Here is a 25,549-nt window from a genome sequence, read left to right on the forward strand (position 1 = left end):
CGGTGCGCGCCGCCTACCACCACTCGGTGATCGCGGCGAGCTGCCGTCCCAGCTCCGGGGCGAGGGTGCGGACGTAGCTGGCGGTGAGGTGGTGTTCGTCGCGGTAGATGAGCACATTGCCCTCCGCGACACGGCAACGGTCCGAACGGCATACGGCGTCGCTGAGATCCATCGGGAAGATGTTCGGATAGCTCGCCGCCGGTTCCTCGGCGGGGTCCCGTGCGGACAGCGCCGCGGCGCGGTCCATCCCGCAGCTGTCCGGTGTGGTGCCGCGCCGGGCCAGGCAGTCGACGGCCCGGTAGTAGACGTCGCCGTGGCGCAGACGCGGGGTGTCGCGCAGCGCGAGCACCCGCAGGCCGCGCTCGGACAGCGCCGACCACACGTCCAGGAACTCCGGCGGCACCTCGTCCCCCGCCCCCTCCGCCCGACTGCGCGTGGAAATGGTGAATACCCAGTCCGGGCGCTCCACGGCGAGCCGGTCGAGCACCTCCTCCGACCACTCCCGGCACTCCGGGAACGGGGCCTCGGCATAGGAGGGATGGTCGGAGAGCGTGAGCGGGCAGCGCTCCTTCAGATAGGTGACGATGCGGAAACCGTAATCGCGGGACAGGATCTGGAGTGCCGGAATCCAGTGCTCGGAATGCGAGCCGCCGACCACCGCGATGACCCGCCCGGCGGTGGCGTCGCCGTAGACGCAGGAGCGCACCTCCCGGTCCGGGGTGATGCAGCCGTCCCGGGTCGGCGGCGGTGAGTCGGCATTGCCCCGCAGGATCGAGGGGCGGATGGGGTGCGGCGGCGGGTCGATGCCCCGGACCAGGGCATCCGCGCCCGGATACGCGGTGGGGAATTCGAACGGTTTCGGCGGCTGCGGCGGATTCGCGGCCGACACCACCTGCCAGCCCAGCGCGGCGGCCAGCACGCTGGTGCCCAGCGCCGCGACCACGGTGCCGGTGCCGCGTCGAATCCACGTGGCCACCCCGGAAACGGTGTCCGACGGGCCGGGGCGATGACGCAGCGGTGTCTCGATCACGCGGGTGGTCACCCAGGCGAGCGCCAGCGATATCGCGATCACCGCCAGCCCGTCGGCGAATCCGGCGTGCTCCCGGCCGGTTTCGGCCAGGTAGAAGATGAGGATGGGCCAGTGCCACAAATAGAGCGGGTAGGCGATCGCGCCGAGCTCGGTGCACGGCCGGCTCGCCAGTACCCGGTTCGCCCACGGGCGTTCGGTCGCCGGGACATGGAGTCCGGACAGGATGAGCAGTACGGCCGCGGCGACGGGGAACAGGGCCGCCGGACCCGGGAACGCGGTGGCGCCGTCGAACAGCAGGCCGCAGCACAGCACCATGACCAGGCCGACGGCGCCCGCGAGCCAGCGGATCCGGTGCGGAATGGTCAGCCACGGCGTGACCACGGCCAGCGCCGCGCCCGCCAGCAGTTCCCAGGCGCGGGCGGCGCTGTCGTAGTAGATCCACGCCTGCTGCTGCGGCGAATCGGCGGCGTAGCGGAACGAGGCGGCCGCGCCGAGCAGCAGCATCAGCAGCAGGGTGGCGCGCCGCCGGTCCGGGCGGGGCCGCACCGCCGCCCAGAGCGCGACGACGGCCAGGATCGCCAGGTAGAACTGGCCTTGCACGGCCATGGACCACAGGTGCTGCAACGGGCTGATCGAGGGGTCCGCGGCGGCGTAGTCCAGCTCGGCGGTGGCCAGATACCAGTTCTGGAAGTAGAAGCCCGAGGCCAGCAGTTGCGCGGAGATGTCGTTCCAGCGGGTGTACGGCGTCGCGACGACCGTGGCGACGGCGACGGCGGCCAGCACCACCAGCAGGGCGGGCAGCAGGCGGCGGGCGGTGCGCCGCAGCGTCGCCCCGATGCCTGGGCCGCCCGTGGTGTCGGTGCGGCGCAACAGCATTCCGGTGAAGAAGAAGCCGGACAGCACCAGGAAGATGTCCACACCGCCGGACACCCGCCCCATCCACACGTGGAAGGCCACCACCAGCGCGATCGCGATACCGCGCAGCCCGTCGAGATCGTCGCGGTAGCTCGGTCGGGAGGCGATGGCGGGCAGCGGATTCCGGGGCGCCACCGCGACGGGCGCGGCCGGTCCCGGGGTGCGCGTGTACACGAGAACTCCCCACTACGTAGCGGCCCCGACCAGAGCTGCAAGCCGGGGGTTGCCGACCTGATCTCGCGGCGCACCGCCCATTAAGATGCCCGAGTGATCGCACCGCTGGCAAACGCGCGGGGTCGCCGCCCGGCTCACGGGATTTCGACTTGCGCAACCGGTTTTGGTGCGGCATCTTTTTCTGTCGGACCGCCGCACGGATGCGTCGAGTGAGTCAGGGGGACAGGTCAGCCGGCGTCCACGATCGGGACGTGTGGTGCGTGCTGCCGGACCGCGGCCGCGAGCCGGTCCTCGTCGAGCCGCCAGCCGGAGATCGGGCGGCTCGCGGCGATCACATCCGGTGGGATGTGCGGAATCAGGCGAGGGGCCGCCTTCGCGGCCATGCCCTGCGCTCGCGGCAGCGGCGGCAGCCCCTCGTGGCGCCGCACGCCGATGTAGCGCATCGACGCCCCGTGCGACACCCGCTGCCGGAACAGGACGACGGCGGCGATGTCCGACCACGGCACGGACACCGTGGTGTCCTTGCGGCGCAAGGGCGGACCGCCGAGGGTGATGCCGTCGTCGTCCACGCGCAGCGCCAGTTCGCGCGAGGCCATGCCCGCCGCCATGAACACACCGCCGCCACCGAAGAACACGATCGTGATCACCTGGAGCGCCACCGACATATCCGGGACGACCAGCGCGATGACCACGAACAGCGCGCAGATGCCGAGGATGCCCGTCGAGCGCAGGTCGAATCCGAATCGGGCCTCGTAGCTCATCGCTGCCCCTCCTCGTACGCCACCGGTCGGTGGTGTCGGCCGGAATCGGCCGATTCTAGTGCGCGCAGGGCGGATTCGATGCCTCCGATGCGGTCGCCGAGCAGCCCCAGCGCGCCGATGGCGCGGACGAGCGGATCGTCCTCGGCCCCGCCGAGAGCCTGTTCGCGCAGATAGGCGGACTTGACCTCGGTCCAGCGGCGGGCCTGGTCCGGGGTCAGCGTGCCGCGCACTTCGGCCAGTTTGAGCAGGTTGGCCTCGGTGGCGGCGGCCAGGGTCTGGGCCTCGCCGAGGTAGTGGTCGTCGATGAGGGCCTCGAGTTCGCTGTCGTTCATGACCGGGACCACGCGTTCGGCGAGGGCGTTCATATTGCGATACGAACCCTGGAGCTGGAACGGCGGTTCGGTGCGGGCGGCGTCCGCGGTGGCGGCCGAGGCGATGTAGGCGCGGTTGACGGCCAGCACCACCTCCTGCACGCGCAGCAGTTTGCCCAGCACCGCGGTGACCTCCGCCAGTTCCGCCGCCTGGTACGGATGGGTGAGGCCGTCGGCGCTGGCGGTGCGGTCGCCGCGCGCCAGCCGGACCAGGATCTCCAGATCGCCGCGATCGCGCGAGGACAGCGGGGCGAGAACGGAATTCGAGGTGAGCGCGTTCTCCAGGTAGCTGAGCGCGAACTGCTCGTCACGGCCGGAGAGTACATCGCCGAGATTCCACACGTCGGCGCGGTTGGCGAGCATATCCGGGATCCGGAATCGCTTGCCCTGCTCGGTGTACGGGTTTCCGGCCATGCACACCGCGAACCGCTTGCCCCGCAGATCGTAGGTACGGGTGCGGCCCTCCCACACGCCCTCCATGCGCCGCTGGCCGTCGCACAGCGAGATGAACTTCTGCAGCAGTTCCGGCGAGGTGTGCTGGATGTCGTCGAGATACAGCAGCACGTTGTTGCCGAGCTCCAGCGCGAAATTGATCTTCTCGAGCTCCTGGCGGGCGGTGGCGTGCGGCGCCTGCTCGGGATCGATCGAGGTCACCTCGTGGCCGAGTGCGGGACCGTTCACCTTCACCAGCACCAGGCCCAGCCGGGCGGCCACGTATTCCATGAGGGTGGTCTTGCCGTAGCCCGGCGGTGAGATGAGCAGCAGCAGACCGGAGCGGTCGACACGTTCGGCATCCCCGGCCACGCCGATCTGCTTGGCCAGGTTGTCGCCGATCAGCGGCAGATACACCTCGTCGATCAGGCGGTTGCGCACGAAACCGCTCAGGGCGCGCGGACGGTACTCCGCCATCCGCAGCCGCTCGCGTTCGGCGGCGACCAGTTCGGTGCGGCGACGCAGATAGGCCCGGAAGCCGGGCACTCGTTCCCGCTGGAACCGGCCGCACCGGGCCAGCAGCTCATCGAGCCGGAAGCTCAACTCCCGCCCCGTGATCCGGGGATGGGTGCCCAGCAGACCGGTGACGGTGGCGGTGAGCGCGGCGGCGGACTCGTAGCGGGGCAGCGCGGCGCCGCACAGTTCGATCGCCACCGCCTCGGGCAGGTCGGCGCGCTCGGCCGGATCGGTGGCGTCGCGGTCCAGATAGGCGGTGAGCCATGCGCGTATCAGTTGGTAGCGCGCCGTGATACCGGGCGTGCCGACCACCGCGGCCTGCGACTCGACGGGCGCGGAGGATGTCCCGGACGGCGTTCGCACCGGCTGCGCGTTCGGTGCGGTCGACCGCGCACGCACCGATCGGGAGCGGCCGTCGGTCGATCGCACCCTGTCGGCGATCGCGCGCGAGCGGGCGTCGGTCGAGTTCGAGTGCCCCCCGGCCGTTCGCGAGTGGCTGTCGTTCATTCGTGAGTGGCTGGTGTCCGTTCGCGAGTGGCCGCTGTCCATGCTCGAGTGGCCGTCACTCGTTCCGGGGTGGTCGTCCGTTCCGGAACAGTCGTCATTCGATCCCGGGTGGTTCTCGATCGTCCGTGTGCGGCCGTCATGCGAACGCGCGTCGTCGGTGACCGAGGACAAATGGCCGCCAACCGCATAGGAGGGGCCGGTGGCCGAGCGAGAATGGTGGTCGGTGTCGGCGAGGGCGCGCAGGTCTGCCTCGAACTCGGCGCGACCGGTCGCGGAGGCAGCGTCGAGGGCGCGATGGAAGCGGTCCAGCAGTCGCCGGGCTCCGGCGGAGGTGACGAAACCCGGAGTGGGCGTCGCCAATTCCTCGAACAGGTACTCCCCGGCGAGTTGCGCGTCCACCGGGTCGAGTCCGATGTCGTCGGCGAACCCCGTTATCCCGGAGGACAATTCGGCGCACACCTCGTCCACATCGGTGGTGCGGCCGAAGACGGCGCGGGCACGGGCCAGCGACCCGGTCCGGGTACGCCAGTACGCGGCCTGCTCCGGGGACAGGGCGAAGCGCCACCACAGCTGGGCCGCCGCGCGTTCGGCGGGCGGATACCGCAGCAGTCCTGCCCCCGCCGACAAGCGCAGGGCCGCATCGAGAATCGCGGCGGCGTCGTGGTCGTGCACACCGCGCTCGTAGCCCTCGTCGTAGCGGTCGGCGGCGGCTCTGCCGACCGGTCCGGCGAGTTCACCGGCGGCGGCCGCCGCGTGCAGGGCGTCGAGGCCGCCGTCGTGCTCGGCCGCGGCGAGGATCGACACGGCCAGGTACTCGCCCCGGTACACCTCGGCGGTCTCCGACACCAGCAGCTGCGACCAGTACGGCCGCGTCGCCTCGAAGCCGCGCTCGCGCACCGGCGCCCGATAGTCGGTGCCGGTGATGGCGTACCACAGCGCCCCCTCGTGCGGAACCATGGTCAGCTCCACCGGCCGGGTGTCGACCGCGAAGCGGTGGCGGCCCAGGCGCAGCGTCTCCCCGCCGTCGGCGTAGAGATCGGTGCGGTCCCGCAGCGCGCGCCCGGCCTCCTGCCGGGCCGCGCGCAGCCTGCCCTCGAACTCCTCGGCGCGCACCTGATCGCCGAGGGCGCGCAGCTCGGCCACGGCCGAGCGCAGCCGCGCCACCATGGGATCGGAGGCGAAATAGGTGTTCACCTCGTCCTGGGAACCCAGGGCGGCGGCGCGGCGGCCCACCCCGGACAGGATGCGCTGCGCCGAGTCGGCGAGACGTTCGCCGCGCCGGGCCCGATCGTCCAGCAGCGCCTGCTTGCGCGCCGCGAACGCCTCGTACACGTCCTCGCGCTTGGCGGCGAGCTGGTCGGCGAAATCGTCGAACTCGCCGAAGCGGGCCTCCAGATTCTCGATGGCCAGCAGCAGCTTCGCCAGCTGGTCGTCGCACGCCTCGGGGGAGTCGCAGACCGCGAGCCCCCCGCTCACCGACTGCCCGAGCAGCGCGAATTCGGCGGCGAAGGCGGCCCGGCCCTCCACCGCGGCCAGCTCCGCGCGCCGGGTGTCCAGCGTGGCCCGCACCCGGTTGACCCCGGCCAGCACCTCGCCGATGCGCGTGAGAATGGTGGTGCGCACCGTGGCATCGGTGATGTCGAGCGATCCGACCACATCGGTGACGATGCGCAGGGCGTCGGTCTGCTCGCTCAACCGCTGCCGCAGCGGTTCGGCCGCCGCGGCGGAGGCGATGGTCTCGGCCTGCGCCAGCAGCTCGTCGAGCTCGGTGCGATAGCCCGCGAAAGCGTCGTCGCCGGAGAGGAATTCGACGGCCCGATGACCGGTGTCGGTGAGCGCGGCGGCGAGCTCGCCGTCCAGCGCGTCGATCCGCTCGGTATCGACGTAGCGCAGCTCGCGCACCGTCACCAGATGCCCCTGTGCGCGCCGCAGCTCCGCCAGCATCCGCACCCAGTCCTCGGCGGTGCGGTGCGCGGCGGCGCGGGCCCGGCGCATCAGCGAGGCCGCCTCGTCGGCCGCACCGTCCACGGCCGCGCTCGCCTGCGCGGTGAGCGCGGTGACCTTGTCGTACTCGTCGAGCACCTGTTCGGCGGTGGCGCGCACCTCGGACAGCGCGGCGGCCGGATCGTCCAGCTCCGGTTCGCCCAGCCAGTGGTACAGGTCGACGGCGCGGGTGCACGCCGCGATCACGGCCTCGAAAACGGCGGTGGCGGGCCGCATCTCATCCACCATGCGGCGCACGGCGAGGCATTCCGAGATACCGCGCACCAGTTCGGCATTGCCGACCCGGTGCAGCGGACCGGCGCCCACCGGCTGCGCTGCCGCGTACACGTCGGAGACGAACGGGGTGCGCCACACCTGGAGCGGATGCACCCGGGTCGGCTCCTCCGACATGGCCCGCAGCACCACCATGGTGCCGTCCTCGAACAGGGAATACCCATGGCAGACCGTGGGATTGGCTACCTCGGTGCGCACCAGGTTGTAGGGCAGCAGCAGCGTGCGGCCCGCCGCGCGGGCATGGAAGACGTACAGCACGTCCTCGCCGTTGCCCGCCCGGACGGTGCGCTCGTACTCCAATTCCACGGTGTCGGTGTCGAACCGCTTGTGCACGCCGGTGGCAAGGTAGTAGCCGCCGGGGAAGATGATGCCCTGATCATCGGGCAGTCGACGGCACGACTGCCCGATCCCGTCCAGCCGCACCACGTCCTTGGTGCGGGTGTTGAAAACCAGGTGCCGCCAGTCGGTTTCGTTGTACGGCCGAATCCGCAGCAGGATCAGCGGCCCCAGCCGCGCATAGTGCACATCGGCGTCGGCCAGGCTCTGGAGCGGCTCGTCGACCGGCTCGCTGTAGATGCCCGCGCCGGTCTCGGTATTGTCCTCGACCTTGATGGTGAGGGTGCCGCCGAGCGTCTCCACGAACACCTCGCCGAGAATCGACAGGTGCGGGTGCCGACCGTGCACCTGGTCGTCGCGGGTGGTCTCGATCCACTCGAAGTCGTGCGACGGCGGGAAAACATGGTCGCGTTCCCCGCGATTGTCCAGGTAGCGCAGCGATCCGTCGGTGTCCAACTGCCAGCGCAGCACCCGGATGTCGTCGGTGCGCTGTCCGGTCTGGAAAACCGCCAGCAGGCGGCCTTCCACACGGCGCAGTTGCAGCAACCGGGTCTGGCTGTAGTAGCGGTACAGCTCGGCGAAATCGCGAAGGAATCGTGGATCGTCGAAAAGTCCGGTGGCATCGGCGGATTCGAAGCCGAACGGCGCGGCCCCCGGCTCCGCGCCGTCCGGTGTCGTGCTCTCGGCACGGAAGCGGTGCACGGCGAAGACGTCCGCGACCGTGGTCTCCGGCCGCATGCCGACGAACACGTTGTAGCCGAACACCATGCGCCCGTCCGGCAGCGCCACCACGTCGCGGGGCACGCAGTTGTTGTCCGTGCGGATGCGCTCGGTGCCGAGCAGCGTCAGCTCGGAGCCGCCGAAGGCCGCGATCCGACGCTGATTGAGCAGTTCCGCGCGCCGCGCCAGCTCGGCGGCGTGTTCACGCAGGCGGGCGCGCAGGATCTCGTACGTGCCCGTCTCGAGTCCGACCGGACCCCGGTCGCCGGATTCCCCTCCGATCCGGCGACCGGTGTCCGGTGCTGCCGCCCCGCTCACTTGCTCTGCGGGACGTCGTCGGAGCCGTGACCGTTGACCCCGGCCAGACGGCCGATGAGCGCGGTCGCGGCGGTCTTGCCGACCTCGGAGTTGCCGATCAGCTGATCGAGGCCCTTACCGAGGCCGATGGAGCCCACCAGGCGGTCCAGGAAGATCGAGTCGCCGCCGACGATGTCGATATTCGCCTGTTCCAGGCCGGTGGCGAGCACCGTGGCCTGTGCCTGGGCGACCTCGCGGTGCGCGGTGAGCTTGGCCAGCTCGATGTCCTTCTCCATCTCCAGCCGCAGCCGGTATTCCTCGTGCTCGCGGGTGGCGTCGTCCAGCGCCGCCATGGCCGCGGCCTTCTCCTGCAGGCCCTCGGCCTCGCCCTTGAGCTTCTCGCGCAGCGCCTCGGCTTCCACCAGCGCCTTCTCCCGCAGCGCGACCGCCTCGGCGCGGCCCACCTTCTCGATGGCGTCGGCCTCGCGCTCCTTGACCTGTGCCTGCCCCAGCCCGTAGGCGGCCGCCTCGGCCTGCTGCGCCTCGGCGAGGCGGATCTTGGCGCGCGCCCGCAGTTCCGACGCCTGCTGCTCGGCCTCGGCCAGCGTCAGCGACTCCTTGGCCTTGAACTTGGCCGCGGCCTCCGCGGCCTCGGCCGCCTTGATGTCCTTGACCAGGTGCTCCTGCGCCTCGGCCTCGGCGCGGATGACAATGGCCTGGCGGTCGCGTTCGGCCGCCTCCACCGCGCGCAGCCGGTTGATCTGCTCCTGCTGTTCGGCCACGGTCTTGTCCACCGCGATGCGCTCGCGCACCACCTCGGCGACGGTGCGCTTGTCCGTCTCCACCTCGCGGTCGGCGGCGATCCGCGCCAGCGAGACCTCGCGGTCGCGGGCGGTGACCTCGAGCAGCCGGTCCTTCTCGATGCGTTCGGCCTCCACGGCGATCACGCGTTCGCGGTTCTTCTCGGCGACCGCGATCTCGCGGCCCATGTTCTCCTGCTGGATGCCGAGGGCCTCCTCGGTGCGCAGGTGCGCGGTCTGCGAGCGCAGCCGCTCCTCGGCCTGGACCCGGGCGATCTCGGCCTCCTCGCGGGCGCGCATGGTCTCCACCTCGCGCTGCTGGCGGATCTCGGCGTCGGCCTGCTGGCGCTCCAGCTCCAGCACCGCCTCGCGCGCCTGCACGTTCTGGCGGGTGATCTCCTTCTCCTCGTTGCGCCGGAACTCGTTGGTGCGCACGTGTTCCACCGCGGTCAGTTCGGTGATCTTGCGAATACCCTGCGCGTCCAGGATGTTCTGGGAGTCGAGCTGGGCGAGCGGGGTCTGCTCCAGGTAGTCGATGGCGGCGTCCTCGAGGCTGTAGCCATTGAGATCGGTGCCGATCACCGCGATGATGCGGTCGCGGAACTCGTCGCGCTTGGTGTAGAGGTCGACGAAGTCGAGGTGCTTGCCCACCGTCTTGAGCGCCTCGGAGAACTTGGCGGCGAACAGCTCCTGCAGCGTGGACTGGTCGCTGGCGCGGGCGGTGCCGATGGCCTGCGCGACCTTGATCACGTCCTCGACCGTCTTGTTCACCCGCACGAAGAAGGTGATGCGGATATCGGCGCGGATATTGTCGCGGCAGATCAGCCCGTCGCGGCCGACCCGGTCGATCTCGATGGTCTTCACCGAGATATCCATGTACTCGGCCTTGTGCAGCACCGGCAGCACCACCGCGCCGGTGAAGGTGACGTCCACCCGGCGCATCTTCGAGATGATCAGGGCGCGGCCCTGTTCCACCTTCTTGAACAGGCTGCTCACGATGAGCAGCGCGGCAATGCCGATCACGAGTGCGAGAGCCACCAGGACTCCCAGGCCGATTGCGATGGTAGACATCAGATCCCCTCCAGTGGGGCCACCCAGAAGGTCTCGGTGGCCGAGTCGTAGTCGTAGACGATTGCGGAAACACCGTGTGCGAGTGGTGTTTCGGCGGCATGTTCGGCGCTTTGGCGGACCTGGATGATCGCCGACGAGCCGTCGGGCGAAGTCAGTTCCGCCTGACCGAAATCCGGACCGACGCGGCCGGTGCGGATGACGCACACCCGGCCGACGAGGTCATTCCTGCTGGGCTCCGCGGTGGCCCCGAACAGGCGGCGCAGCGGTACCACGATGGCCCGGGTGCCCAGGACGGACACCGGAACGGCCACCACGAGTACGGCGACACCGGCACAGAAGCCGAGGAAGCCGGTGAGATTCAGCTCTCGGGTCAGGGTCGCCCCGGCCAGGCACAGGAACCAGGCCAGCGCGATGAGGATGGATACGATGATCGATACCGGCACACCGCTCAGACCCCACCGGTCACCGATGGCGGAACCGCCGGTGTCGGAATCGGTGTCGAACAGCTCCAGATCGGCCCCACCGGCCAGGACGGCAAGCCAGTACGCGACGACGACGATCAGCGCGAAGCTGAAGACAACGGTGGGAAAAGTCAGTGTCGCCGTGAGGAATTCACGCATGCCCGGCGAATGCCGGGCGGAAGAGGGCGCGCGTCGACGAAATATGTTGCACGAAAAGCTCCTTGATCGTTCCACCGCAATTCACGAACGTGTGAATCACGTGCCGACCAGGCTTCCCGGCTCCCCTTGGGTGTAAGGATGCCGTAAAGATCCCCCCGGGGCAAGCTGAATAGCCCCGCGGTGGCCGACCGGTGTGCGGCAACCATATGGCAAACTTGCTCGACGTGCATGTCGGGGGTGGTATCGGGCCGGTGGCGGGCGGGGTTTCCCACCACGAAGAAGACAATCCGGGCGGTGGCCGTTAGGGTGTTAATAACGCGTCAACGAACGCGGGGTGTGCCGGGAAGTCTGGTCGGCGGTCAGGGGCAACGTGCCCTCACGTCGAAGCCCCCGGAGGTTGTTCATGGCTGCCGCCCCGCGCGAGCGCAGGGTGTTTCTCGGATTGCTGTCCTGGTCCGAGCGATCGGCGCTGGCGACGGCATTGCGCACGGAGACCGTCGGCGGCTTGCTGTTGCTGGCGGCCGCCGTGCTCGCACTGGCCTGGGCCAATTCCCCGTGGGCCGAGTGGTATACGCGGATCAGTGACTTCCACTTCGGGATCGGCGCGCTCGGGCTGGATCTCTCGGTCGCCCACTGGACCGCGGACGGGCTGCTGACGATCTTCTTCCTGGTCGCCGGAATCGAATTGAAACGTGAGCTCGTCATCGGCGAGCTTCGGACTCCGGCAACCGCGTCGCTACCGGTGGTCGCGGCGCTGTGCGGCATGGTTCTGCCCGCCGCGGTGTATCTGGCCGTCACCGGGAGCAGCGGCGGTGACACCGCGGGCTGGGCGGTGCCCATGGCCACCGACATCGCCTTCGCGCTGGCTGTCCTCGCCGTCCTGAACACCCACCTGCCCGCCGCACTGCGCGCTTTCCTGCTGACGCTCGCCGTCGTGGACGACCTCGGCGCCATCGCCGTCATCGCGGTCGCCTTCGCCGACGACCTGAAACTCCTCGCCCTCGGCGGAGCCGTCGTCGGCCTCGCGGTATTCGCCGCGCTGCAACGTTTCCGGGTGCGGGGATGGTGGTGGTACGTGCCGCTCGGCATCACCGTCTGGGCGCTGACCTATGTGGGCGGAGTGCACGCCACGGTGGCCGGGGTGTGCATGGGGCTGCTGTTGCGCGCCACCCCGGACAAGGACGAGTCGGAGACGCCCGCCGCCCACGCCGCGCACCTGCTGCGCCCCATCTCGGCCGGTATCGCGGCCCCCCTGTTCGCGCTCTTCGCCGCCGGGGTGACGCTGTCGGCCTCCGCGCTGGGCGAGGTGTTCACCCGGCCCGAGTCGCTCGGCGTGGTGCTCGGCCTGGTCCTCGGCAAGATCATCGGCATCTTCGGCGGCACCTGGTTGGCGGTGAAATTCACTCGCGCGCAACTGAACCCGGAACTGCAATGGGCCGATGTCGTCGCCCTCTCCGCACTGGCCGGAATCGGGTTCACCGTCAGCCTGCTCATCGGCGAACTGTCCTTCCCCGCCGATTCGGACCACATCAAGGCGGCGGTCCTGGTCGGTTCCCTCATCGCCGCGGTCGTGGCCGCCGTCCTGGTCAAACGCCGCAACGGGATCTACCGCCGCCTGTACGAGGCCGAGAACATCGACGAGGACGCCGACGGCATCCCCGACATCTACCAGCGCAACCAGCGGGAGTGAACCGACGCACCCGCTGGCGCGCGGGGGCGCTCAGGATGCCCGCCCCGGCACGAGTGCCGTGGCACCGGACGCGTACGGCCCGCTCGAGCCGTCCGGAGGCCGCCCTCGGGACGGCGTGGCTCGAGCGGGCCGCATCCGGCCGCGCGTGGACCCGGGCTACGCCGGGGTCTTGGTCAACTTGTCCCGGGACTTCGGGTCGTAGGTCTCCCAGAAGGTGGCACCCGGGATGCCGAGGGCGAGCGGATCGAAGGTCGGGTCGAGTCCGGCCTTCTTCTGGCGTTCGAAGTCGCGCAGCGCCTTGTAGGCCGGTTGCTGCAGGATCAGGATGCCGACGATATTGAGCCAGGCCATCAGGCCGACGCCGATATCGCCGAGGGTCCACGCGTCGGAGGCGGTGGCGACCGCGCCGATGGTGACCGAGACCAGGATCAGCGCCTGCAGCAGCAGGGTCACGTTCGAGCCGAGGGTGCCGCGGATCAGCGGAACCGGGATCGGCGCGTACTTGCCCATCAGGAAACGCAGATTGGTCTCTGCCATGTAGTAGTAGGCGATGATCGTGGTCAGGCAGAAGAAGGCCAGTGAGATGGCGACGAAGCTGGCTCCCACGCCGCTCCACAGGGTGTCCACAGCGGTCTGGGCGAAGGCGGGGCCGACCACGACGTCCGACGGCAGTGCGCCGCCGTCGGCCAGCACCGGTCCGTCGGAGCTCTCACCCTCGAATACCCGGTACGCGCCGGTCGACAGCAGCAGGAATCCGGTCGCGGTGCAGATGAACAGGGTGTCGATGTAGACCGCGAACGCCTGGACGAGGCCCTGCTTGGCCGGGTGCGAGACCTCCGCCGCCGCGGCGGCGTGCGGGCCGGTGCCCTGCCCGGCCTCGTTGGAGTAGACGCCGCGCTTGACGCCCCACATCACCGCCGCGCCGAGAATCGCGCCGAAGGCCGCGTCCGCGCCGAACGCGCTGGCGAAGATGGTGCTGATGACGTTCGGGATCTCCGAGGCGTTGAACGCGACGATGACCAGCGCGACCAGGATGTAGGCGATGGCCATGAACGGCACCACGACCGCCGCGAAGGCGGCGATGCGCTTCACGCCGCCGATGATCACGAAGGCCAGCAGGATGACCGCGCCAACGGCCACCACCCAGGTCGGTACGTCCCACGCCTGGTTCATGGCCGAGGCCATGGAGTTGGACTGCACGCTGGGTAGCAGCAGACCGCACGCGAGCACGGTCACCGCGGCGAAGACGAAGCCGTAGATCTTGAACGCCGGGGCGGCGCGGGTGTGCGCCATCGCCTTGCTCAGGTAGTAGGCGGGGCCGCCGCGGTACTCACCGGTCAACTGGTCGCGAGTCTTGTAGATCTGGCCCAGGGTGCATTCCACGAAGGAGGTCGACGCCCCGAGGAAGGCCACCGTCCACATCCAGAACAGCGCGCCGGGTCCGCCGAACGCGATGGCGGTGGCGACGCCCGCGATATTGCCGGTGCCGACGCGGCCCGACAGTGACATGGCCAGCGCCTGGAACGAGGAGACGCCCGACGGCGATTTCTCGCCCCTGAGCATCAGCCGGACCATTTCCGGCACCTGGCGCACCTGGACGAATCTGGATCGGATGGAGAAGTACACACCTGCCGCCAGACACAGGTAGACCAGCCAGTTGCTCCAGATGTATCCGTTGATGGTATTCAGAAAGTCAGCCAAAGCGCGTTCTCCCGGGCGAGGTGTCGATATGGAGGGCAATACTCGCACAACAGGCATCAACCGGCTGTTAATTGGCCGTCACGCCGGTGTTAGAAGATGAACGCCACCGTTGGGCTACTCGGCGATCCGGACTCCCCAGCCCGGCAGCGGCGGAGCCGCCTCGGGCAGGTGGTCGGCCGGTACCCGGCTGGGCGTCTCGGTGCGATAGGCCGGGTTGATGTGCGGATTGTCCAGCACCCAGGCCGCGCACGCCGCGGCGAGGGCGGCGGCCTCCGGATCGCGGGGCCGGGAGGCCGCCACGTCGGTGATCGTCCAGCCCTCGAAGACGTTGTAGTTCGGCGCGCGCCGATGGCCGAATTCGGTGGTCCGGGCGTCCACCCCCGTGGCCGCGGTGGGGGCGGCATCGGAGGGCGCGGCATCCACGGGGGCGGCGGTCGAGCGCACGGTCAGCCACACGGGCAGGCCGCGGGGCGGCTTCCCGGGCTGATCCTGCCGCCAGGTGTAGGTGGCCCCGGCATCGTAGGACTCGGCCACGTCCACGTCGTCCAGGCAGTACATGGCGGTGAAACCGGCGGCATCCGGCTGGATGCGCAGGATCCGGCCGAGAAAGGTGCCCGCCCAGCGCAGTTGCCAGTCCCCCTCGGCCGCCCCCGGCGGGTACGCGCCGCCATCCGGGATGCGCAGCCACTCGCCGTTGGGAATGACCTCCGCGTAACCGGGATACGCCAGTCGCGCGCCCACCGAGAGTGACAACTGCGTGCTCTCCGCGAACGCGCGCACCACGGCCGCCTCCGGCGCGCCGACGTCGATATCGCCCGCGGTGCTCCAGCGGAAGGTGTAGTCACCAGCCCAGGCCAGTGGGAATTCGTACTCCGCGGCCGTCACGGCCGTGGGGTGGGCGAGCGCGGCACCCTGGTGCATCGGGGTCTCGTCGCGGGCCGAGCACGCCACCAGTCCCAGTAACACCGCCATCGCCGCCGCGCAGCGCAACGGCCGTGACGACGCCGGGACCGGCGCACCGGCGCGTGCCGGGCCACCGGCGGGCGGCAACTCCGATGTTGCCCGGGGGAGAAAGCGACGTATCGACATGCTGCGACGACGATAACGCAGTCGATGATCATCGCTGTGGCGGCTCCTCCATCCGCGTCGCCGCGGCCTCGGCGAGCGGGCGCAGCGCATCGGCCAGCTTCACGAACTCCATGGGTAGCGGGAAGATCAGCGTGGAGCTGCGGTCCGCCGAGATGTCGGCCATGGTGGACAGCACGCGCAGCTGCATGGCCGCCGGGCGGCGCTCCATCACCTCGGCGGCCTGGCCCAGGGTCTCCGCGGCCTCCTGCTCGCCCTTGGCGTGGATCACCTTGGCACGACGCTCGCGCTCGGATTCGGCCTGCCGGGCCATGGCGCGGCGCATGGTCTGGGGCAGCTCCACATCCTTGACCTCCACGTGGTCCACCTTGACGCCCCACGGGTTGGTGACCTCGTCGATGATCTTCTGCAGCTGGGAGTTCACCTCGTCGCGGTTGATCAGCAGATCGTCGAGATCGGTCTGGCCGAGGATGCTGCGCAGGGTGGTCTGGGCGAATTGCGAGGTGGCCAGGACGTGGTCCTCCACGGCCACCACCGATCGCACCGGATCCACCACCCGGAAGTAGGTGACGGCGTTGACGGTGACCGTCACATTGTCCTTGGTGATGACGTCCTGCGGCGGAATGTCCATGGTGACCGTGCGCAGCGAGACCTTCACCATGCGGTCCACGATCGGGATGATGAAGAACAGCCCGGGTCCCTTGGCACCGATCACCCGGCCGAGCCGGAAGATCACGCCGCGTTCGTATTCGTTCACGATGCGGATGGCGGCGGCCAGAATCATCAGCACGACCACCACGGCGGCTATCAGTCCGAGTATCACTTGACTCACTTCTTCTCCGGTGTGAGGGGTTCGACGACGAGGGTCAGCTCGCGCAGGTCCACCACCCGCACCCGCTGCCCGGCGCGCAGCGGCGGTCCGTCGCTGCGCACGTTCCACCACGAGCCCTCCAGCCGGGCGCGTCCGCGCTCGCCTTCGGCCTCCTCGACGGTGGTCTCCTGCCCGATCAGCGTCTGGCTGCCGGAGACGATGGGGGCGCGCCGGGCGCGCAGGGCGAGCCGTCCGGCCAGTACCGCGCCCAGCCCGACGACCACGGCCGTCGGCCACAGCACGCGCGGGTCGACGTCGAACGGCTCGTCGAACAGCATCAGCCCGGATGCCGCGAGAGCGATGGCCCCGCCGGCGGCGAAGACCCCGATGCCGGGGCTGAACAGCTCGGCCACGAACAGCGCCACGGCCAGGCCCAGCAGCAGCAGGCCCGCGATGTTCACCGGCAGCACGGCGAGCGAGACGAAGGCGAGCGCCAGCATCACCGCGCCCAGCACGCCACCGAGACCCGCTCCGGGGCTTGCCAATTCGTACAGGATGGCGAGGCTGCCGAGGGAGAGCAGCAGAAAGGCCAGGGTGGGGCTGGCCAGGGTCTGCCGCAGCTGGGCCAACGCGCCCATGCGGTACTCGTCCACGGGGGCGTCGGCGGTCCGCAGGGTGGCCTCGGTGCCGTCGGCGAGTCGCACGGTGCGGCCGTCGATCTCGGTCAGCAGGGTGGAGCGGTCGGCCGCCACCAGGTCCACCGCGCCGATCTCCACCGCCTCGCGATCGGTGACCGCGCGGCCCTCCCGGACGGTGTCCTCGGCGAATTCGGTATCGCGGCCCCGCTGTTCGGCGATCGACACCGCATAGGCGGCGGCGTCCTCGACGACCTTGCCCCCGGCCTCCTCGCCGCTGGCCGCGTCCACCGGGGTGGCAGCGCCGATGGTGGTGCCCGGTGCCATGGCGGCGACGTGGGCGGCGGAGGTGATGATGGATCCGGCCGAGGCCGCTCGCGCCCCCGACGGCGCGACGTACACCACGACCGGAACCTGCGCGTCGAGGAATTCCCGCACGATCTTCCGCATGGCGGTGTCCAGTCCGCCGGGGGTGTCCAGCTCGACCAGGAAGGCGCGGCGGTTCTCCCGTTCGGCGCGCTGTATGCCGTCGCGCAGATGATCGGCGACGATGGCCGTGATGGGCCCGTCCACCGTGGTCGTGAGCACACCGCTGTCCGGCTGCTGACCGTGCGCGGTGCCGCCCAGCAGTGTGGAGGCGAGAGCGACCGCGCCCGCCAGCAGCAACAGCAGTGCGGGCACGATCGCGCTCCGGTGCGGACCGGTGTTCACTGTTCTTGGAGTGTCACGCTCGGGCGGGCGCAAACCTCCGGATCGTCGATCCGTGCCGGGTCCGCTCGAGCCGGTCCTACTTCATGTCGAGGTCACGCCGCCGGAAGGCCGCGCCGCCCGCCCCGATCAGCGCGAGGGCGACGGCGGTGAGGACGAACAGCGGGGGCCAGTTCATCGGTTCCAGCGGCAGCGCGGCGGTGTGCTCGAACGGGGACAGATCCATCACCCACCCCGGCAGGTCCATGATGGATCCGAAGAAGGCGAGGATCATCGCGAAGCCGAACAGCGCCCAGGCCGCGCCGACCGCCTGCGGTGCGACGCCGAACAGCAGCGCCGCGACCGCCAGCACCACCAGGACGGCGGGCAGGTACGCCAGGTGCGCCGCGATCACCTTGCCGAAGTAGGAGCCGTCCCCGATGGAGACGGCCGCCGACAGCCCCAGCGCCGCACCCGCCACCAGCAGCAGTGCCGCCGCCCCGGCCGCCAGCACCCCGATCCAGCCGCCGAACAGCGCCCAGCGGCTGGTGCCGGTGGCCAGTACGGGTTCGGCGTGGCCCTTGGTCTCCTCGCCGCGCAGCGACTGCACGCCGAGGATCACGAAGATCGCCACCAGCAGGGCGTCGAAGACGGCCATGGTGCTGAGGTAGCCGTCCAGCATGCGGCTCGGATCACCACCCATGACATCGACGACATCGTCGGGCAGATCCTCGAAGGCGTCGACCAGGGTGCTGGTGAGCGCGCCGTAGAGCAGGCCGCTCGCCGCCAGCGCCAGCGACCAGCCGATGAGACTCGCCCGTTGGAGCCGGAGGGCGAGGGCTACGGGGGAATCGAGCCAGGCGGCGGCCTCCCGGCTGCCGCGGCGCGGCGCTACCAGACCGGCGTTCAGATCGCGGCGTCCCGACAGCGCGTAGCCGAACGCCGCCGCCGCGAGGGCGATACCGACCGACAGCGCCAGCGGCCACCAGCGCGGGTCCACGTAGGGGCGGGTCTGCTGCGACCAGGCCAGCGGGGAGAACCAGGACAGCGCGCTGCCGCCCTCCCGGATCGTGTCCCCGGCCGCGCGCACCACATACGCCACACCGAGCACGGCACCGGCCGCACCCGATGCGGCGCGCGAGTATTCGGTGATCTGCACGGTCACCGTGGTGATCCCGGCGAAGACCAGGCCCGCGGCCCCGACGCTCGCGCCGAACAGCAGCGCATCGCTCGTATCCAGATCGGCGACCGCGAAGCTGCCCGCGACCAGCAGGGACAGCACCGCGTTCGCGGCCACTGCCAGCAGCAGCGCGGCGGTCAGCTGCGCGTGCCGTCCCACCACATTCGCGCGGATCAGCTCGGCCCGGCCGGTCTGCTCCTCCACCCGGGTGTGCCGGGCGATGAGCAGGATGTTCATCAGCGCGGCCAGCAGCAGGAAGTACAGCCCGTAGACGGCGACGATGACGGATTCGACGGTGGGGTCGGCCAATCCGTAGCCGGGGCCCGAGATGAGCGCACCCATGGTGCCCTCGGCGAACCGGCTGACCGCCCGCAGATCCTCCTCGGTCTTGTACACCTGCGGCAGCGCGGTCGCGTAGTACAGCCCCATGAAGGCGATGCCGATGACCCAGGCGGGCAGTTTGACGCGGTCGCGGCGCAGCATGAAGCGCAGCAGGGTGCCGGTTCCGGTGAAGGCGGTGCCGCGCCCCGCGGCGGGCCGGGCGGGCGCGGCGGTAGCGGTGCGGGTGGTCATCGCGCGCTCACTCCCTGGCCGTTGCCGCCGGCGGCGAGCTCGTCGCCGTAGTGCCGCAGCATGAGTTCCTCCAGGGTGGGCGGATGGCTGGTCAGCGAGCGGATGCCGGCGGCGCTGACCCGGGCGATGGCCGCGTCGAGCGCCGCGCCGTCGACATCGAAGCGGAGGCGGCCGTCCTCGGTGGTGACGTGGTGGACGCCGTCCAGCTCCGCCAGTCCCGTGACCGGGCGGTGCGTCACGGCCTCGACCGAGGTGCGGGTGAGATGCCGCATCTCGGTGAGGGTTCCGGATTGCACGACCCGTCCCCGCCGGATGATGCTCACCCGGTCGGCGAGCTTCTCCACCTGGGCCAGAATGTGACTCGACAGCAGGACGGTCGCACCGGCGTTCTTCACCTCGTGCACCACGTCCTGGAAGACGACCTCCATCAGCGGGTCGAGGCCGGCGGTGGGTTCGTCGAGCAGGAACAGTTCCACGTTGGAGGCCAGTGCGGCGATGAGCGCGACCTTCTGCCGGTTGCCCTTGGAGTAGGTGCGCCCCTTCTTGGTCGGGTCGAGATCGAAGCGTTCGATGAGTTCGTCGCGCAGCGGCTCGTCGAGTCCGCCGCGCAGGCGGCCGAACAGGTCGATGGCCTCACCGCCGGTGAGGTTGGGCCACAGTTCCACGTCGCCGGGGACGTAGGCGAGTCGCCGGTGCAGATCCACCGCGTCGTTCCAGGGGTCGCCGCCGAGCAGGTTCACCTCACCCCGGTCGGCTCGGAGCAGGCCGAGCAGCACTCGGATGGTGGTCGTCTTTCCCGCGCCGTTCGGGCCCAGGAAGCCGTGCACCTCGCCCCGGGCGACCTGGAGATCGAGGCCGTCGAGTGCCTGGGTGGGGCCGAAGGACTTGTGCAGTCCGGTGATGGCGATGGCGTTGTCCATGCGAGCAGCGTACATAGATTTCATAAATTTGTGAATGTTCTAAAAGCTATGATGTAGCTACTCATCGATAACGGGAATGGGAGGTTGAACGGGTGTCGGCAGCGCAGGAGGATCAGCAGGAGGAGGCCGTCCTGCGGTTCGTGGAACAGTTCGCGCTGTTGCTCACCGAATCCGGCATGCCGCGCACCTCGGCGCGGGTCTTCGCCTTCGTCCTCGCCGATGACGCCGAGCGCTACACCGCGCAGGAGCTGGCCCGGGGGCTGCGGGTGAGCCCGGCCGCCATCTCGGGGGCGGTCCGCCATCTGGTGCGGATCGGACTGCTGGGCCGCGAGCGCGAACCCGGAGCCAGGCACGACACCTACCGCGTCTACGACGACGACGTCTGGTACGCCATCACCATGCAGCGGCAGGAGGCCCTGGATCGCTCGGTGCACTTCCTCTGCGAGGGGGTCGAACTGCTCGACCATGCCCGCCCCGGCGGCCGCCGGGTGCGCGAAACGCTGGAGTACTACCGGTTCATGCGCGCCGAACTGCCGCGGACGATGCGACGATGGCAGCAGCGCCGCCGGGAGCTGTTCGGGGACGAGTCCGCGTCCGCCGATCCGGTCGGCTGATCCGAGAGGAGTGTTGGTGTCGGCGAATTCGGCCGCGTCCGACCGAGGAGACGCCACCGCGCGTTTCGTCGAGAAGTTGGCGCTGGGGCTCACCGAGATGGGCTGGCCCCGGATGCCCGCACGAGTGTTCGCGGCGCTCACGATGACCGAGGAGGGCCGGATGTCGGCCCGGGAGCTCACCCAGGCGCTGTCGATCAGTCCCGCGGCGGTATCCGGCGCGGTCGCCTACCTCGACCAGGTCGGGCTGATCACCAAGGAACGCGTGCCCGGCGAGCGCCGCGACTCGTACCGGCTGCGCGACGATCTGTGGTACGCGAGCTTCCTCAAACGCGACCGCATGATGAAGATGTGGTCCGAAACCGCCGGGGAGGGTGTCGAACTCCTCGGCGAGGACACCCCGGTGGGGCGCCGGCTCGCCGAGATGCGCGACTTCTTCGACTTCTTCGCCGCCGAACTCCCGGTGCTCTTCGACCGCTGGCACGCCCGCCGGGCCGGGGAGTCCTGACGCCGACCGCTCACTCGCCCGCGGCGGGAACCAGTGCGAGCCGCCAGAATTCGGCATAGCGGCCGCCGCGCCGCAGCAGTTCGTCATGGGTGCCCTGCTCGACGACCCGACCCTTGTCGAGGAAGGCGATGCGGTCGGCGCTTCGCACGGTGCGCGGCCGGTGGGCGACCTGCACCACGGTGCGCCCCGCGGTGAGGCGCTCGAGGGCTGCGTGTACGGCCGCCTCGTTGAGCGGGTCCAGTGCGGAGGTGACCTCGTCCAGCAGCACCACGGGGGAGTCCTTCAGCAACGCTCGCGCTATCGAGACCCGTTGGCGCTCACCGCCGGACAGCAGTGCGCCGCCCTCGCCGACCGGGGTGTCCCACCCCCGGGGCAGTCGGGCGACGACCTCGTCCAAGCGGGCGGCGGTGGCCGCCGCCCGGACCCGCTCCGGCTCGGCGTCGGGGCGGCCGAGCCGGATGTTCTCCTCGATGGTGCCGTCGAAGAGGTACACCTCCTGGAAGACGATGGCGATGCGCTCCATCAGCGTCTCGGTGGCGATGTCGCGCACGTCGACGCCGCCGAGGCGTACCGCGCCCGCGTCCACGTCGTGGAAGCGCGCCAGCAACTGGAGCAGGGTGGTCTTGCCCGCACCCGACGGCCCGACGACGGCGAGGCGGCTGCCCTCGGGCACCGACAGCGTCAGCTCGTCGATCACGGTGCGACCCTGCTGGCGCAGGGTGACGGCGGCGAGGTCCAGATCCCCGCGCACCGGCTCGATCGGCTGTCGCGGCTGCGGCAGCGGCGGGGTGCGCAGCACCGCGTCGAGGCGAGCGAGCTCCGCCCGGGTCGCACGCGTCGTGCCGCCGATCTCCGCCAGCGACAGCAGCGGATCGGCGCAGCGGGCGGCGAGCACCAGCACCACCAGCAGCTCGGCCGCGCCGATGGCCCCGCCCAGCGCCAGGTACGCGCCCAGCGCCAGCAGGGCGGTGAACAATGCCTGCACCGTGACCGTGAGGCCGACGATGCCGGGCAGTGCCGAGAGCGTGGAGCGGCGTGCAGTCCGCTCGAGTTCGGACAGCGCGTCGTCGAGCAGGCCGAAGCGGTCGGCGGTCCGGCCGCCGCTGCGCAGCACCGGCTGCGCCTGGAGGTATTCGATGACGCGTCCGGTGGCCTCGCTGCCGCGTTCGGCCCGTGCGGCGTCGGCGGCGGCCGTGGCGCGTCCCGCCCAGTGCTGCAGCGCCACCACGATCGGCACCGCGAGCAGCGCGGCCAGACCCAGCCGCCAATCGACGACGAGGACAACGGCCAGGATAGTCAGCGGGGTCACGCATGCGGAGATGAAGGGGGACAGCAGGTGTGCCGCCGCGCCCATGGCTCCGAGGATGCCCTCGCCGGCCAGCGTCGACACCTGCCCGACGCGTCCGGAGTCGAACCAGCCCAGCGGCAGTCGGGCCAGATGATCGCCGAAACGGTGATAGACGCCGCGCAGCAATGCGATGCCGACGTGGAAGCCGGACAGGTCACTGCGATAGCGCAGCACGGCGTAGCCCGCGACCGCGCCCGCGAAGGCGAGCAGCCAGGGGCGGGCGTCGCCGGGACTGTCCCCGAACAGGGCGCGCAGCACGGGCACCAGCAGCGCGTAGGACAGCCCTTCGGCGACGGCCGTCGCGGTCATGAGGGCCACGGTGCGCCGCATGGGCGCGGCGTAGTCGGGACCCAGCAGTCGTAGCAGCATGCGGATCATGGGTGGTCTGCTCCTCGGGTGACGCCGCTGTCGACGTCGTCGGTGCGGGCGGATCGGTGGGCGTGCCAGAGGGCGGCGAAATGGCCGGCGCGGGCCAGCAGTTCGGCGGGCGCGCCGGATTCGACGATCTTCCCGTCGGTGAGGACGACGACCGTGTCGGCGTCGGCGATGGTCTCGAGCCGGTGTGCGATCACGAGAATCGTGCGGTCGCCCGCCAGCGTCGACAGGGCGTCGCGCACGGCGCGTTCGGTGCGCGGGTCGGCGAAGGCGGTGGCCTCGTCGAGCACCAGGATCGGGGCGTCGGCGAGCAGCGCGCGGGCGATCGAGATCCGTTGCGCCTCACCGCCCGACAGTCGTACGTCCACCCCGGCCACCGCGTCGTAGCCGCGCGGCAGTTCGAGAATCCGGTCGTGGATGTTCGCCAGTCGGGCGACGCGCATCACCGCCTCGCGGTCGGCGTGCGGTACCGCCAGTGCGATGTTCTCCGCGATCGACGCGCGCAGCAGCCGGACGTCCTGGAAGACGAAGGAGACCGCGGCGTGGAGATCGCGGCTGTCGATATCGCGCAGATCGACGCCCCCGAGCCGGATCCGGCCGTGGGTCGGGTCGAAGAAGCGCGGCAACAGCTGTGCCAGCGTGGACTTTCCGCTGCCCGACGGCCCGACGACGGCGGTGACGGTGCCGGGCTCGAGCGTCAGGTCGATGCCGCGCAGCACCTCGTGGCCGCCGTCGTAGCCGAAGCGGACGCCGCGCAGTTCGATGCGGTGTCCCCGCGGCCGCTTCGGCTGGTCGGGCTGCGAAAGGCCGGGTACCGCAAGCACATTCCGGATACGACCGAGTGCCGCACGGGCCTCGACCAGATCGTCGAAGCCGTGGCCGAGGGCGGCGACCGGAGCGGTCAGCCCCAACCCGAGCAACAGGAAGGGCAGCAGGTCGGCCGGTGCCAGCGAGCCGTCGGTGATCAGCGCGGCGCCGCCGATGAGGATCACCAGCAGGACGAACGGTGGTGACAGCGCGACCGACATCGCCGCGGCGGGCCCGGACAGGCCGAGCACCCAGCGGCGGAAGGTGTCGGCGAATTCCGCTGTGGCCGTGCGGAAGGCGTGGTGCGCGCGTTGACCGCCGCCGAATGCCTTCACCACCGCGATGCCCTGGACGAATTCCACCGCCGCGGCGGCGATGCGGCCCATGGCCGCGTCGCGGTCCTCCTGTTCGCGCTGTCGGGCCGGGGTCAGCATGAGGGGGACCGCGGCCACCGCCAGCACCACCGGGATCAGGGTGATGAGCGTGAGTCGCCAGTCGACGGTGAACAGGTAGGCCAGCGCGACCAGCGGCACCACGAAGGCGTTGACGAGTTCGCCCGGGGAGTGCGCGACGAGCGGATGCACGGCGCCCACATCGGGTCCGACCACGGTGGCCAGTTCGCCGGTGCGCCGCCGGGAGAACCAGCCGATCGGAACCGTTGCCAGGTGCGCGGCCAACCGCCGTCGCAGCGACAGCTGAATGCGGCCGTCGAGCAGATGCCCGATGCCCGCGGCCGCGGCCGTGCACAGCAGGCGCACGAAGAGTCCGGCCGCACCGGCGACGACCGCGATCCAGACCTCCCGATGGTCGAGCGGATCGGGTGACAGCAGCATGCGGCCGAGTTCGACGACCGCGAGCAGCGGGGCGAGACCCGCGAGCGCGCCGATGATCTGCAGTGCGACCACGGCCGCGAAACCGGGGCCGTAGCGGCGCGCGAGGTGCGTCACGGCCGGGCCGTCCGCGGGCTCGGCGAGGGCGGTGGGATTCATGGGTCCATCCATTTCTATACGCGTAAAATAAAGGTACCTCGAGCCCGCGCGCCGAGCCACCGCCCGGGGCGGACCGCATCGGGGAGTGAGGGAGGATGGTCGGATGTCCGGAGCATCAGCACCACGGGGCAGGGCGGGGCGACCGGCGCGGCTGTCCCGCGAATCGATCGTCGCCGCCGCCGAGCGCGTATTGCGCGACGACGGGCCGGACGCGTTGTCCATGCGGCGGCTGGCCAAGGAACTCGACAGCACCGCGATGGCGCTGTATCACCACGTGCGCGACAAGGACGAACTGCTGCTGCTGGTTCTGGAGTCGCACGCGCGGGAGATCCCGAGCCTGGAGCTGCCCGCCGATCCCCGGCAGCGGCTGCTGGCCGCGGCCCTGGTGCTGTACGAGCGTTTGGCCGAACGCCCCTGGATCGTGGAGGTGCTCGCGGCCGACCCGCTCGTCGTCCCCTCGGCCATGCCGATGGTGGAGGTCATGATGGCGGCGGCGGTGGCCTGCGGCCACACTCCCGAGCAGGCGGTCGACGTCTACCGCACCCTCTGGTACTACATCGTCGGCGATCTGGTCATGCGGGCGAACCGGGAGCGGCGACGGGCCGGGAACGCCGCATCGGACCGTGCCGCCGCGCTGGACCGCGCGGATGCGCTGGCCGACCTCGACGTGAGCGCGCTGCCCACGGTCGCCGCGGTCGCCGACCGCTGGGCCGAACTGACCGTCCGCGATACGCACCGCCACGGCCTGGCCGCCATCGTGGCCGGTCTGCTGCCGCCCGCGGTGCGTCCGGAATGATCGCG

General features: G+C 70.6%; 17 protein-coding genes. 4 read left to right on the plus strand and 13 right to left on the minus strand.

The features are described from left to right. Positions 1 to 13 precede the first annotated feature (13 nt). The 5 genes from QMO76_RS01360 to QMO76_RS01380 all read right to left on the minus strand — a co-directional run bounded on the left by QMO76_RS01360 (position 14) and on the right by QMO76_RS01380 (position 10,827). On the minus strand, positions 14 to 2,119 hold the full coding sequence (locus tag QMO76_RS01360; RefSeq protein WP_306359278.1) for an acyltransferase family protein: 2,106 nt from the start codon (positions 2,117 to 2,119) through the stop codon (positions 14 to 16). Between the two features lie 227 nt (positions 2,120 to 2,346). Beyond that, positions 2,347 to 2,880, minus strand: coding sequence for a hypothetical protein (locus tag QMO76_RS01365; protein WP_306359279.1), 534 nt, complete (start codon positions 2,878 to 2,880; stop codon positions 2,347 to 2,349). Next, positions 2,877 to 8,357 carry a DNA repair ATPase gene (locus QMO76_RS01370; RefSeq protein ID WP_306359280.1) on the minus strand — a complete coding sequence of 1,827 codons (5,481 nt, stop codon included), beginning with the start codon at positions 8,355 to 8,357 and terminating at the stop codon, positions 2,877 to 2,879. Before QMO76_RS01370 ends, QMO76_RS01365 begins: the two co-directional genes overlap by 4 nt. Then, positions 8,354 to 10,207, minus strand: a complete 1,854-nt coding sequence (locus tag QMO76_RS01375; RefSeq protein ID WP_306359281.1) for an SPFH domain-containing protein — start codon at positions 10,205 to 10,207, stop codon at positions 8,354 to 8,356. Before QMO76_RS01375 ends, QMO76_RS01370 begins: the two co-directional genes overlap by 4 nt. Beyond that, positions 10,207 to 10,827 (minus strand): hypothetical protein, encoded by a 621-nt coding sequence (locus QMO76_RS01380; RefSeq protein ID WP_306359282.1) that lies wholly within the window; start codon positions 10,825 to 10,827, stop codon positions 10,207 to 10,209. Before QMO76_RS01380 ends, QMO76_RS01375 begins: the two co-directional genes overlap by 1 nt. Positions 10,828 to 11,230: 403 nt before the next feature. Between QMO76_RS01380 and nhaA the strand changes: the two genes are divergently transcribed. Further along, positions 11,231 to 12,517 (plus strand): Na+/H+ antiporter NhaA, encoded by a 1,287-nt coding sequence (nhaA, locus tag QMO76_RS01385; RefSeq protein WP_306359283.1) that lies wholly within the window; start codon positions 11,231 to 11,233, stop codon positions 12,515 to 12,517. A gap of 156 nt (positions 12,518 to 12,673) precedes the next feature. Here the strand turns inward: nhaA and QMO76_RS01390 are convergent, their stop codons facing one another. From QMO76_RS01390 to QMO76_RS01415, 6 genes are all read right to left on the minus strand, one after another. Further along, positions 12,674 to 14,218, minus strand: coding sequence for a sodium:alanine symporter family protein (locus QMO76_RS01390; protein ID WP_306359284.1), 1,545 nt, complete (start codon positions 14,216 to 14,218; stop codon positions 12,674 to 12,676). Positions 14,219 to 14,332: 114 nt separating this feature from the next. Then, positions 14,333 to 15,307, minus strand: a complete 975-nt coding sequence (locus QMO76_RS01395; RefSeq protein ID WP_306359285.1) for a hypothetical protein — start codon at positions 15,305 to 15,307, stop codon at positions 14,333 to 14,335. A gap of 28 nt (positions 15,308 to 15,335) precedes the next feature. Continuing rightward, entirely contained in the window at positions 15,336 to 16,136 is an 801-nt protein-coding gene (locus tag QMO76_RS01400; protein ID WP_306359286.1) for a slipin family protein, read from the minus strand. After that, positions 16,133 to 17,431, minus strand: coding sequence for a nodulation protein NfeD (locus QMO76_RS01405; RefSeq protein WP_306359287.1), 1,299 nt, complete (start codon positions 17,429 to 17,431; stop codon positions 16,133 to 16,135). The genes QMO76_RS01400 and QMO76_RS01405 overlap by 4 nt, the downstream gene beginning before the upstream one ends. Before the next feature lie 106 nt (positions 17,432 to 17,537). After that, positions 17,538 to 19,190 (minus strand): ABC transporter permease, encoded by a 1,653-nt coding sequence (locus QMO76_RS01410; RefSeq protein ID WP_306359288.1) that lies wholly within the window; start codon positions 19,188 to 19,190, stop codon positions 17,538 to 17,540. Further along, on the minus strand, positions 19,187 to 20,110 hold the full coding sequence (locus QMO76_RS01415; protein ID WP_306359289.1) for an ABC transporter ATP-binding protein: 924 nt from the start codon (positions 20,108 to 20,110) through the stop codon (positions 19,187 to 19,189). The genes QMO76_RS01410 and QMO76_RS01415 overlap by 4 nt, the downstream gene beginning before the upstream one ends. Before the next feature lie 92 nt (positions 20,111 to 20,202). On the opposite strand from QMO76_RS01415, the gene QMO76_RS01420 reads away from it, so the two are divergent. Further along, on the plus strand, positions 20,203 to 20,724 hold the full coding sequence (locus tag QMO76_RS01420; protein ID WP_306359290.1) for a GbsR/MarR family transcriptional regulator: 522 nt from the start codon (positions 20,203 to 20,205) through the stop codon (positions 20,722 to 20,724). Between the two features lie 16 nt (positions 20,725 to 20,740). Continuing rightward, the gene (locus QMO76_RS01425) at positions 20,741 to 21,229 is read left to right on the plus strand and encodes a GbsR/MarR family transcriptional regulator (protein WP_306359291.1); all 489 of its coding nucleotides are present in this window, start codon (positions 20,741 to 20,743) and stop codon (positions 21,227 to 21,229) included. A 10-nt stretch (positions 21,230 to 21,239) separates the two neighbouring features. Here the strand turns inward: QMO76_RS01425 and QMO76_RS01430 are convergent, their stop codons facing one another. Together QMO76_RS01430 and QMO76_RS01435 are read right to left on the minus strand one after the other, a co-directional pair. After that, the gene (locus tag QMO76_RS01430) at positions 21,240 to 22,955 is read right to left on the minus strand and encodes an ABC transporter ATP-binding protein (RefSeq protein WP_306359292.1); all 1,716 of its coding nucleotides are present in this window, start codon (positions 22,953 to 22,955) and stop codon (positions 21,240 to 21,242) included. Next, positions 22,952 to 24,748: an ABC transporter ATP-binding protein gene (locus QMO76_RS01435; protein WP_306359293.1), complete on the minus strand. Its 1,797-nt coding sequence runs from the start codon at positions 24,746 to 24,748 to the stop codon at positions 22,952 to 22,954. The genes QMO76_RS01430 and QMO76_RS01435 overlap by 4 nt, the downstream gene beginning before the upstream one ends. A gap of 103 nt (positions 24,749 to 24,851) precedes the next feature. Here QMO76_RS01435 and QMO76_RS01440 point away from each other — a divergent pair, with 103 nt between their 5' ends. Continuing rightward, positions 24,852 to 25,544 carry a TetR/AcrR family transcriptional regulator gene (locus QMO76_RS01440; RefSeq protein ID WP_306359294.1) on the plus strand — a complete coding sequence of 231 codons (693 nt, stop codon included), beginning with the start codon at positions 24,852 to 24,854 and terminating at the stop codon, positions 25,542 to 25,544. Positions 25,545 to 25,549 lie beyond the last annotated feature (5 nt).

Origin of the sequence: Nocardia sp. CC227C (assembly GCF_030767025.1) — a bacterium.
GTDB lineage: Bacteria > Actinomycetota > Actinomycetes > Mycobacteriales > Mycobacteriaceae > Nocardia.

Excerpts from the sequence above, each read along its gene's own strand:
- QMO76_RS01365 (WP_306359279.1), bottom strand. The coding sequence starts at position 2,880 with ATGAGCTACGAGGCCCGATTCGGATTCGACCTGCGCTCGACGGGCATC.
- QMO76_RS01375 (WP_306359281.1), bottom strand. The coding sequence starts at position 10,207 with ATGTCTACCATCGCAATCGGCCTGGGAGTCCTGGTGGCTCTCGCACTC.
- QMO76_RS01380 (WP_306359282.1), bottom strand. The coding sequence starts at position 10,827 with ATGCGTGAATTCCTCACGGCGACACTGACTTTTCCCACCGTTGTCTTC.
- nhaA (WP_306359283.1), top strand. The coding sequence starts at position 11,231 with ATGGCTGCCGCCCCGCGCGAGCGCAGGGTGTTTCTCGGATTGCTGTCC.
- QMO76_RS01395 (WP_306359285.1), bottom strand. The coding sequence starts at position 15,307 with ATGTCGATACGTCGCTTTCTCCCCCGGGCAACATCGGAGTTGCCGCCC.
- QMO76_RS01410 (WP_306359288.1), bottom strand. The coding sequence starts at position 19,190 with ATGACCACCCGCACCGCTACCGCCGCGCCCGCCCGGCCCGCCGCGGGG.
- QMO76_RS01415 (WP_306359289.1), bottom strand. The coding sequence starts at position 20,110 with ATGGACAACGCCATCGCCATCACCGGACTGCACAAGTCCTTCGGCCCC.
- QMO76_RS01430 (WP_306359292.1), bottom strand. The coding sequence starts at position 22,955 with ATGATCCGCATGCTGCTACGACTGCTGGGTCCCGACTACGCCGCGCCC.
- QMO76_RS01435 (WP_306359293.1), bottom strand. The coding sequence starts at position 24,748 with ATGAATCCCACCGCCCTCGCCGAGCCCGCGGACGGCCCGGCCGTGACG.
- QMO76_RS01440 (WP_306359294.1), top strand. The coding sequence starts at position 24,852 with ATGTCCGGAGCATCAGCACCACGGGGCAGGGCGGGGCGACCGGCGCGG.